This is a genomic window from Brevibacillus sp. SKDU10 (assembly GCF_001645205.1).
In the GTDB taxonomy this organism is placed as follows: Bacteria; Bacillota; Bacilli; order Brevibacillales; family Brevibacillaceae; genus Brevibacillus_B; species Brevibacillus_B halotolerans.
On the sequence record NZ_LSSO01000165.1, the window covers coordinates 1 to 11,008 of the forward strand.

Consider the following 11,008-nt stretch of genomic DNA (forward strand, 5'->3'; position numbering starts at 1 on the left):
TCCATCTTATCCACTTTTCTTTTTCGCTTCGGCACAAAGCTACTTGCAGCGCTGTTTCGATTTTTCACTTCCTGCTTAGATAATCTAGCAGGAAACGGGGTTTGAATGCCTTTTTGTTTGAGGCGTTGTTCAAATAAAATCCGTTGTTCAGGAGAAAGTGCTGCTAACCTTTTATCTAACTGGTTCATTCTTTATTCTCTCCTTAATTGTTCTCACCTTTATACTTCGTTAACAAGCTTGAGTGACAGCTCCTCTGGTGACATTTTCTCGATTTCACTCAGCATACGCTCAATCTCATCCATCTCCTCTTGCCCGATCTGAGACATCGTTATCGCTTGAGCTAACTCAACAATAGTTGGAGATTGGAAAAGAATATCCATCGGAATATCGTTATAGAACGTATTTCTCAAACGTGTAACAAGCTGAATGGATAGTAGAGAGTTACCACCTAGCTCAAAAAAGTTAGCTTCCGTACTGATTGCAGAGATACCGAATAGATCTTGCCAAATATCCGCTATTTTCCTTTCTGTCTCATCACGTGGTGCAACATATGTATCAGCTGCTTGCTTGAGATGCTCATTAGCACGGTGAGATTGAGTGCTTGATTGTGAGGTATCGTATTGATTGAATTCATGAATCGCAGAATGAATGTCCTGTGTAGAAACAATCACTTGAGAGTAGTCGCTTGTAAGAATACGGTTCATGACATGGGTGCCTTCTTTGGCTGTAATTCCGTATTTTTCTTGCAATTGTTCCATATGCAACTGCACTTCTAATGGCATCCCTGTCTGGCTACGAATCCAATTATCGTTTTTCCACATGCCCCAGTTAATCGCAATCGTAGGTATTCCTTTTGCAGTTTGATATCTCGCGAATGTATCCAAAAAGACATTTGCAACACAATTGTCCATTTGACCTACCCCGCCTGTTAGTGAGAATGTGCGAGAGAATAGCAGCATAAACTCTATATTCATATGGTCAATAAGCTTTTCTAAGACAAGTGGGCCATACACTTGCTGTGCAATATTTTGATAGCAGGAATCTTTACTTTTCAATGGGATGAAGCCAGAGCTAAATCGCTCTGCTGCATAAACAATACCTGTAATCCTTCCCGCGCTGTCTTCCGCTGAACGAATCACCTGTCTCATTTCCTCTTCGTCTGTTAAATGAGCTGAGTGATAACGTACCTGTTCACAATTTTGCTTAAGAAGACGGATTCGTTTGATTTTACTCGCAATCTCGTCCTCTGCATCATGAGCTTGCAGGTAGCTATCCCATTGCTCCATAGCTGGAAAATCCGGATCGCCTATCAAAATTAGGGAAGCTTTTACTGAGTTGGCTATCTCTTCACTTACCGACAATCCTACTTCCTGAGTCGCACCTGTAATCAGGTATATGCCTTTATCACGGAAAGAAGGGGAATAGGAATGGGATTTCTTCTCTGGCAATCTTGTTTGTTCAAATTTTTGAACAAATCGGTGAGTGCCGCGAATAGCGACCATAAAATCAGAAGTAGTACTCAAAATCTCATCCAAAACTTTTTTGAGTAAACGATCTGAATTTTTAGGTAACATATCTGTCAGTTGAACATCAATGTAACGTGTTTTTATCTGTGGATATTCTTGTGCTATGACACGTAGAGGTCCGAGTATGGTTGATCGTACTGGCATATGAATCTCTTCATTGGATATTTCCTGGAGATTATTCGACAATGCAATGATTTCCATTTTTTGTTGGAAAGCATATATTCCTAATTGTTTAGCGATGTATAGCATGCTGTATAAACCATAATGCTCTAACTGCTCATCCCCCTGCTCTGATTCTTGCTCGTCTGTATGCTGAATACTCCACATGTGAATGATTTTATCTGGCAATAAATTGTCCATATCCAATGTTTTAAACAACTCTTGGTAGGATTCTTCACTCATGATATCGATGGTATAAACTTTTTCATCAATTTTAGAAAACGTCTGACCAGGAATGACAGTCACTACCTCAAGCCCAAGCCTTTCACCATAACTCTCTACTTGCTTGCCTAAGCCTTGCTTATCTTGAAAAATCAACCATCTTTGATTGGTAGGAAAGTTTTCTACGTCTTCGATGGAGTAAGCTGTGCTCGATTGATTCCACACAGGAATATAGAACCAATCAGTCATTTCCCTTCTCTTTCGATCGAGTGCATCGACGTGATTACTTATTGGATTCTCTTTTTTCTCTAAAAAGTAGGTCTTTCTTTCAAAAGGGTACGTTGGAAGATGAACGCGACGAGCGTTTTCATGATTTCCTAAAACAGACTGATCCATCTCTACACCGTGGCACCACAAACCGGCAACCGCTAATCGTAGGCTAGCCACGTCTGAGTGTTCCTTTTTCGCCGACGGAAGGGTGGTGATCGTGATCGCTTGTTGAGCCTGGTACGTTTCTCTATGTTGTCGTACAAGAGAGACAAGCGACTGGCCCGGTCCTACCTCCATAAAAATACAATTTGGCTCCTCCATCAAAGTGCGGACTCCTGTAGAGAAGTGAACAGTCTCTCTGAGATGTTTTTGCCAGTAAAGAGGGTCTGTTGCTTGTGAAGCAGTAATTTTTGCACCTGTAAGATTAGAAATGTACGGAATTAGCGGTTCATGGAAGGTCTTCTGCTGAAGCGCTTCATAAAACTCTTCTAGCATAGGCTCCATCATCATCGAATGATAAGCATGAGAGGTAATCAACCGTTTAAATGTAATACCTTTTTCCTCCATTAACTTCTCTAGGCTACAAATATCTGCATATGTACCTGCAATAACAGTAGATATCGGACTATTCACAGCTGCTATTGAAAGCTCTCCACCATGTTCCTGCAATAATTCACGAACCTGTAAATCTCCTTGTGCAACTGCTAGCATTGCGCCTTTCTCCATCTTTTGCATCAGGACACCTCGTGTTGAAACCAAAGACAGAGCATCTTCCAACGACAGTACGCTGGCAAGGCAAGCTGCGACATACTCACCTATACTGTGGCCGATCATGGCATGTGGGCGAACACCCCATGATTCCAACAATTTGGCTAAAGCGTATTCAATGATAAAAAGCGCAGGTTGGGCATAGATGGTTTGTTGTAATTGTTCTTTTGCTTGTTCTTCCAGCTCCTCAGTTGGATACATCAGCTCAGTTATATCAATGCCAATGTGTTTTGTTACTTGTAGGGCGCAATAATCTACCGTTTCTCTAAATATTTTCTCGGTCTCATATAGATCTCGCCCCATATTCACATATTGAGAGCCTTGACCCGAAAACATGAATACGACGGAAGGACTTGGGACCACTTTTCCTTCTACGATCAGTTCCTTTGAAGTGCCCTGGTGTTGAGCAAAGGGAATAAACTCGTTTTGTAATAACATTTTCGCAGATGTAGCTTCACGAGCAATCACAGCGCTTCGATGAGAAAACTCCTTTCTTCCTGCTTGGAGTGTATATGCGACATCCCCTAGATTTACCTCCGGATTTTTGTCAAAGAATTCAGCTAGGTTTTCCTTTGCCTGCATAAGAGCAGTTGGTGTCTTGGCAGAGAGAGGCAGTACATTCCACTTGCTAGGTGAAACCGCTTCTCTTTTCGCAGGTACAGGTGCCTCTTCTAGGATTACATGTGCATTTGTTCCCCCTATGCCAAACGAGCTAACTCCAGCACGGCGAGGATAGTCACCCGTCTTCCACTCTGTAAGCTGCGTATTTACATAAAAGGGACTTTGTTCAAAGTCGATCTGCCGATTAGCTTCTACAAAATGTAAACTTGGAGGGATTTGTTTATGGGAAAGGGCCAACACTGTTTTAATTAAACCTGTTACTCCTGATGCATTATCAAGATGTCCAATATTGGTTTTTACAGACCCTATCGCACAATAGCCTGTCTTGGATGTACGCTCACGATACGCCTCTGTTAGTGCCGCTATTTCAATCGGATCTCCAAGTGTTGTACCTGTTCCATGTGCCTCTATATAGCTAATCGTTTCTGGATTAATATCAGCAATGCTAAGAGCTTCTTTGATTACCTCAGCTTGATGAGTAATGCTTGGAGCTGTAAAGCCCACCTTTTGCTTACCGTCATTATTAATAGCGGTTCCCCTTACAACTGCTAGGATATGATCATTGTCAGCCAAAGCGTCCTCTAAACGTTTAAGCAAAACAACCCCAACCCCATTGCCGATTACTGTTCCCTGGGCATTCGAATCAAAGGCACGACAATGTCCGTCTGGGGACAAAATGCTGCCTTCTTGAAATTCAAGATCATTACTTTGATCTGCCTTAACTGATACTCCACCTGCTAAAGCCATGTCACATTCGTATGTCAGTAAGCTTTGGCATGCCATATGTACGCTTACCAAGGAGCTAGAGCAAGCTGTCTGCACCGCTATACTAGGCCCCTTTAAATCTAGCTTGTATGATACACGCGTTGAAAGAAAATCAGGTTGTGTACCAAGCATGATCTGAAAGCTTCCAAGCGAGTCTACAATCGCAGGATGACTATGGATATGAGCTAAGTATCCGGATTGTCCGCTGCCTGCGTAAACCCCAATTCTCCCACTATACTTCTCCGGATCATATCCTGCCTGCTCCAAGGCCTCATATGCTGTTTCGAGGAACAAGCGTTGCTGAGGATCAGTGATCTCTGCTTCCCGTGGTGTCATTTCAAAAAACGCTGCATCGAATTCGGCCATATTTTCCAAAATGCCCATCGCTGGAATCTTTTTTTCACTTTTAGGCTCAAAGAAATGAATTGATTCTTTTCCTTGACGAAGGTTTTGCCAAAATTCCTCTATATTACTAGCACCCGGGAATCTCCCTGACATACCGATAATGGCAATTGAGGATTGCATATCCTCGCTTATCAACTCATGCATCTTTTCTTACCTCCCACGTTTTCTGATCTGTTTTTGTTTCTGCATCTCTTCCTTACGTTTTAAAGCTATTTCCCTATTTTCAGTCACAGTTGGCACACTGCTCATTTCCTGACTCAGTCTATGTGCCAATGTATGGATGGTGGGATAACGAAACATATCAATAACCGGCAATCCCCTTCTGAATATTTCATTAATTTCTTGGTGAACATGAAGTAACCGATAGGAATCTCCGCCAATATGGAAAAAATGCTCATGAATACCCACCTGTTCAACACCTAGTGCCTGTTGCCAAATTTTTGTCAAAGTTCTTTCTATTTCTGAGATAGGAGCCAGATTTGCTGTCTGCTCGTCTTTACTGCTGGACTGATTTGTTTCAATAAAATTAATTTTTTTGCGATTGATTTTACCGTTTGGAGTTAATGGAATATTGTCGAGTAACTTGATTGCATTTGGAATCATAAAGAAAGGAAGCTTTCCCTGTAAAAATTCTCGCAATTCTTTTCCTAGAGAAATAGAAGCTCCTTCTTCTTGAGAAATAGGCACAACATATGCGACTAATTTCTTACCGTACTTCTCATCATCTTCTACTACTGTCACGCACTGTTTGACTTCTGGATGCTCACATAAAACATGTTCGATTTCTCTGACTTCAATTCGATGCCCGCGTATCTTCACCTGATCATCAATTCGACCTACGAATGCAATACGTCCATTTGGTAAAAATCGTGCTAAATCTCCAGTGCGATAAAGTCGAATCGCCCCCTGCCCAAGCCCTTCAAACTCAACATAGACGAACCTTTCCCTAGTCAAGTCCTCTCGATTCAAATATCCGCGTGCCAAACCAGCACCACCGATATACACCTCACCAATCACGCCAACAGGAACAGGCTGTTGGTTTTCATCTAATATAAATATTTTTGCATTTGAAATAGGCTGTCCAATGTCCGGTGGTACCGGGTTGTTCAGCTCTTCTTGTCTATTTGAAAATACATACTCGCCGCTAGTTGAACATACCGTTGCTTCAGTAGGTCCGTAAGAATTAAAAAAACGACGATTTTTCCCCCAACGAACGGCAACAGTAGCAGGACAAACTTCTCCGCCTACCTCCAAAGTTTGAAGATGCGAAAGCTCTGCGTCAGGAAGTATAGCCATTACCGAGGTTGGAATTGCTGCCATATTAATTCTTTTCTCATGCAACCAATCAATCAATTGTTTACCTGGAAATAAGTGTTCTTTCGTATCCATGCATACTGTACCGCCGCTAGCAAGTGTCGGAATAATTTCACAGACTGAGGCGTCAAAGCTAAAGGAACAGAATTGTACCATCCTGGTTTCAGGCGATATTTTATGAAAATCGCGTCTTGCAAAAATTAAATTGCTGAGACTTTTGTGTTCAATCATGACACCCTTTGGCCTGCCAGTCGAACCAGAGGTATAGATGACGTAAGCCAAATCATTCGGATGGGGAGAGCATAGTGTTTCCAAGTGACTTTTTACCCTTGGAGCACGCTCTATGTCCGCTACAAACTGTAAAACGTCGATCCTCTCTCCCGAAAAGCCAATATCTGATAGATTAAGCTCTCCCGTTGTAAGCAAAATAGATGCGGCACTATCCTCCAGCATGTACGCAATTCGTTCCGGTGGGTAATCAGGGTCAATAGGCAGATAAGCAGCACCAGCTTTGCTTACAGCCAGCAGGCTGACAATCATCTCGATGCTACGCGGAACCATGATCGCAATTATACTTTCTCTCCCGGCTTTTTCTCGTAACGTATGTGCCATGCAAGTAGACAACTCATCTAATTCCTGATAGCTTAGTGCCTTCTCCCCAAACTCTACTGCATGATGCTCTGGTATCTTACTTACCTGTTCTGCAAATAAATCGACAAAGGTTTTCTCTAGCGGAAATTCCTTTTCTGTTCGATTCCAATCAACTAAAATCTTTGTTTTTTCTTCTACTGAAAGCAGGTCCAATTCCTTGATGCACTTCTTCGGGTCTTTTAAAGCGCTTTCGATGATTGTTCGGTACCGCTCGCTCCATTCACGAATCTCTTCTTCCGTACATATATCCAAATGGTGATCAAAATCTAGCTGATAGCTTTTCATCTCACGTCGATCTTTAATATGTAGAACTAACTCCTGTGCCTCGTATCCACTGAATTGTATGTCAGATGTATAACGCAAATCATCCTGCATATCGAATTCTAACACCTGAAATTCCATTGCTATTGAAAAGAGCTGCTGGACGTCTGGGTGCTGCTCTCTCACCTTGGACAACAATGTTTGATAGGGGTATTTCTGATGCCGTAGCATTTGCCTTTGCTGTTTAGCGATCTCTTGACAATGGCTAACAAAATCCAAATTAGGATTTATCAGATGGCGAAACGGGAGCGTGCTTGCAAACATCCCAAATGTATGTTTATCACGAGCATTTGAGCGATTGCTAATAATATGTCCTACGGTAACATCTTTCTTACCCGTGATCCGATAGAGGTACAGATAGAAGGTTCCTAAAAAAAATACATTCGGGCTGATCCCAAATGAATCACAAAAGCATTCAATTTGATTACGAAGATCATTTTGTATGAACAAGCTATGTCGTCTACTAGCGATATTGCGAGACAGCTCATCTTGATCACTAAGACTTACTAATTCTGGAGCCTTTTCGAACTGACTACTCCAATAGGCCTCATCCAATGAAAAGCGCCTAGACTCGAGATATTCCCTTTCTCTATCAAGCATTTCTATATAGGAAGGCTTTACTTGCTTCTCCCGCTCTTCCCCTTTGGCTAGCTGCTGATAGCAAGCAACGATTTCTTTAATGGCATATAGCATCGCTACACCATCAGCGATCAGATGACTGAATTTCATATAGAGAATGGTCTCTGTATCGTTTTTTTGTAATATGGCAAAGTAATACAATGGCCCTTGCGAGAAGGAAAAAGGCTGTTTCGTGGTTTGACTAAGCCATTCTTGAATAGCCTGCTCTCTCTGATCATCAAAACGAAAATCAATTATGGGTATACTTGGATGGATGTCTTCGGAAATCATTTGCATGGGAAACTTATTTGTATCGGATTGGCTGAAGATAGTTGTGAGGCGAATTGAGTCATTTTCACTAATAAAATGATGAATTGCTTTAATCAAAATATCATGTTGCAGGCTTGAAGAAAAAGTAAACGAAGTGGCGAGATTCGTTGCCCCTACATTTGGATAGATATTTTCCACAAACCAAATTCGCTTTTGGGCATTGGTCAATGGATAGGACGGAACTGCTTCTACATGCATAAATGCTGCCCTCCCATATGTATAATTTTAACGACACAAAACCTTCGCTCCACATAAAAAAGAAGCATTGTATAAATACTTATCCTTTATACAACGAACAATAGATAAATTTTTATTGGGTAACACATGGCGAAAAGATTTTTAGACATTCCTCCTGTAGTCATAAAAGATAGATTTTTATGGTATATATTTAATATTTAACTAATACTTTACTAAATTATCCTAATTCCAGCTTGAAATGTCAATCAAATCTGAATATTTTTATTACATATAAATTTTAAAGAAATAAAAGGATTAAATTCCATTATATAGAAATAATTATGTGTTTCTACTTTTCATACAAGGAGAGGGTTCAAATGAAAAAAGGTCTTACTGCTCTGATGGTCAGCACACTTTTAGCCAGCATGTATTTTTCTCCAGCTTATGCTGCAACGAAAGCAACAGGAGTTGACTCCAAACCGATTACAAGTGTAAAATCATTGGATGCAACGGCTTCCGATCCGAATCGATTCAACGGTTTACGTGTTAAGGTAGTCGATGATCCTACCGTATTTCTAATTATGGATGGAAAGAAAAGAGGAATTGTTAGCGAGGCCGTGTACTTCAGATTATTCCGTTCATGGGATGGCATTCAGTCATTCTTATCACTTGATGGCATCCCTGATGGACCAGTTATTAACGAAAATACACAATTGATCAAATATCAAAACAATGCAACGGTATATTTAATAGATCATGAGAACGGAAGGACTGTAAAGCGCGGATTTGTTAGCGAGGCTGCATTTAACAAATACAGCTTTGATTGGAATAAAATCATTACGCTTCCAGCTTCCTTGCAAAATACCATTCCTGATGGTACTCCAATCACCCATTAAAAGTTACGTTAAATAGCCTGAAAAACACCTCTTATCGTAGTTGCTTGTCTTTCCTGTTTGATGGACTGCCACCTTTAAGAGGTGTTTTTTATGTTATTTGACATATTGGGACACGGCCATTTAGTCTCTTTTGAGTAACGTAAGAAATCACTTACACCTGCCCTTCGCTTACAAGCAACATCACCCCAAAATACCCCCAGGTTCTCTAAAAGCTATCCAGCTAAAATACGTTTACCTACAAACTATTTTTTAATGGGTACTTTATCTTCCCTTTATAAAATGAATGGATGTTTACAACAAGTGATGACAAAATTAACACATTTTAAGTGATCGAAATCACGACATAAATTTAAAATTATTCATATTCTTAATCCAGATACAAAATTTTAAACTTTATGGAGGCATTCATATGGAACATACATTTACCGAGTCTTCTATTATTGGTGAGATTGTAACAGAGTTTCCAAAGGCAAGCGACCTTTTCAAATTATATAAAATAGATTTTTGCTGCGGTGGTAATAGACCCCTTATTGATGCTATTAAAGAAAGAAATTTATTGGCTGATGAGGTTATAACAAAATTAAACACTCTGTATCATGATACAAAGCTTTTACATGAATCTGTAATTGATTGGAGAACTGCCTCTTATAGCGAATTAATTGACTATATTGTGAATAAACATCATCGTTATTTAAATGAAGAATTGCCACAGCTAAGCCCTTATGTAACAAAAGTACTACGCGTTCATGGATCGCAACAACCACATTTAGCTCGAATTCATAAGTTATTTCATGAGTTAAAAACAGAATTGGAACAGCATTTAATAAAAGAGGAGACAGAGGATTTCCCATTGATTTTAGCATTTGAGCAACATGCAACAGATGAAAATTATACAAAACTATGCAAGGTAGTGGAAGAATTGGAGAATGAGCATAGCCACGCCGGCAATATTATCAAAGAACTTCGTACCATTACCAATGACTTTACCCCACCAGAAGGGGCTTGCGGTACTTATCGTCTGGTCTACCAACGCCTTGAGGCACTTGAAGCCGATTTATTCCAGCATATCCATCTAGAAAATAATGTGTTGTTCCCACGTGCAATAGCACGAACCTAAGCCACTCCCTAAAGAAATGGGACATGAGTAAAAAGTCGCTCATCTCCCATTTCTTCTATATTTTATGTTTTGACTATAAGATTACAGGAAGCATGCAATGTCTCAATGTACAAGCACAATGGCAAAAACCTCTAACCTTCCTTCTAGACCAGTCTTTTGCTACATGTAGTCGTTGATATTATATAGAAAGAATATGCCTAGATCGGGTAAGGAGTTGTCTATATGAAAGAAGGTTTAATTAAGAAGCATATGCGAAATATCCCCCTTTTTAAAGAACTTTTGGATGAAGAGCTTCAAACGATAGTGGATATTTCTCAGGTTCGAACGTATAAAGCAAGGTCTTTTGTATTTTTACAGGGTGATCCACTTGATCGTGTATTTTTTATCCATTCGGGTAAGGTGAAAATTCAAAAAACAGATAAAACCGGAAGAGAACAGATTGTTTCTGTACTCCAAGCTGGAGAAATGTTTCCGCATGCGGGATTCTTCCAAAAAGGTACTTTCCCAGCAAATGCCGAGATACTAGAGCATGCAGAATTAGTTGTTATCCCAATCGTTGATTTTGAGAATGCTTTACTTCAGTATCCTCGATTATGTATTACATTGTTTAAAATTCTAGAAGAAAAGATTGTGGATCTCCAGAATAGATTAGAGGAAAAAATTCTTCATGATACCTATGAGCAAATTATTATGCTATTGCTTCGCTTATGTAAATCAAACGGCATCCAGATTCATGATAAATACAAAATAACGACTCAATTTACGAATCGCGAACTCGCGAATATGATTGGAACTTCTCGGGAAACAATTAACCGTACAATTAATCAGCATGCTCTTATACACATCGG

Annotated in this window: 5 protein-coding genes and 1 pseudogene; 3 read left to right on the forward strand and 3 right to left on the reverse strand. The window is 40.1% G+C overall.

Translation table 11 applies throughout. The features are described from left to right. From AYJ08_RS13755 to AYJ08_RS13765, 3 genes and pseudogenes are all read right to left on the reverse strand, one after another. Positions 1–188 (reverse strand): annotated as a pseudogene (locus AYJ08_RS13755) (MupA/Atu3671 family FMN-dependent luciferase-like monooxygenase); the annotation flags it as partial. Between the two features lie 30 nt (positions 189–218). After that, complete coding sequence (locus AYJ08_RS13760) at positions 219–4,880, reverse strand: type I polyketide synthase (protein WP_064018206.1); 4,662 nt, start codon at positions 4,878–4,880, stop codon at positions 219–221. A gap of 6 nt (positions 4,881–4,886) precedes the next feature. Next, entirely contained in the window at positions 4,887–8,168 is a 3,282-nt protein-coding gene (locus AYJ08_RS13765; RefSeq protein WP_064018207.1) for a non-ribosomal peptide synthetase, read from the reverse strand. 356 nt (positions 8,169–8,524) lie between these two features. On the opposite strand from AYJ08_RS13765, the gene AYJ08_RS13770 reads away from it, so the two are divergent. The 3 genes from AYJ08_RS13770 to AYJ08_RS13780 form a co-directional block, all read left to right on the forward strand. Beyond that, entirely contained in the window at positions 8,525–9,043 is a 519-nt protein-coding gene (locus AYJ08_RS13770; protein ID WP_064018208.1) for a hypothetical protein, read from the forward strand. Positions 9,044–9,452: 409 nt separating this feature from the next. Then, positions 9,453–10,160, forward strand: coding sequence for an iron-sulfur cluster repair di-iron protein (ric, locus tag AYJ08_RS13775; RefSeq protein WP_064018209.1), 708 nt, complete (start codon positions 9,453–9,455; stop codon positions 10,158–10,160). A gap of 222 nt (positions 10,161–10,382) precedes the next feature. Then, on the forward strand, positions 10,383–11,008 hold a 626-nt coding region (locus AYJ08_RS13780; RefSeq protein WP_064018210.1), incomplete at its 3' end, for a Crp/Fnr family transcriptional regulator.

What these genes read in the sequence shown, in the direction of transcription:
- AYJ08_RS13760 (WP_064018206.1), bottom strand. Translation starts at nt 4,880, where the DNA reads ATGCATGAGTTGATAAGCGAGGATATGCAATCCTCAATTGCCATTATC.
- AYJ08_RS13765 (WP_064018207.1), bottom strand. Translation starts at nt 8,168, where the DNA reads ATGCATGTAGAAGCAGTTCCGTCCTATCCATTGACCAATGCCCAAAAG.
- AYJ08_RS13770 (WP_064018208.1), top strand. Translation starts at nt 8,525, where the DNA reads ATGAAAAAAGGTCTTACTGCTCTGATGGTCAGCACACTTTTAGCCAGC.
- ric (WP_064018209.1), top strand. Translation starts at nt 9,453, where the DNA reads ATGGAACATACATTTACCGAGTCTTCTATTATTGGTGAGATTGTAACA.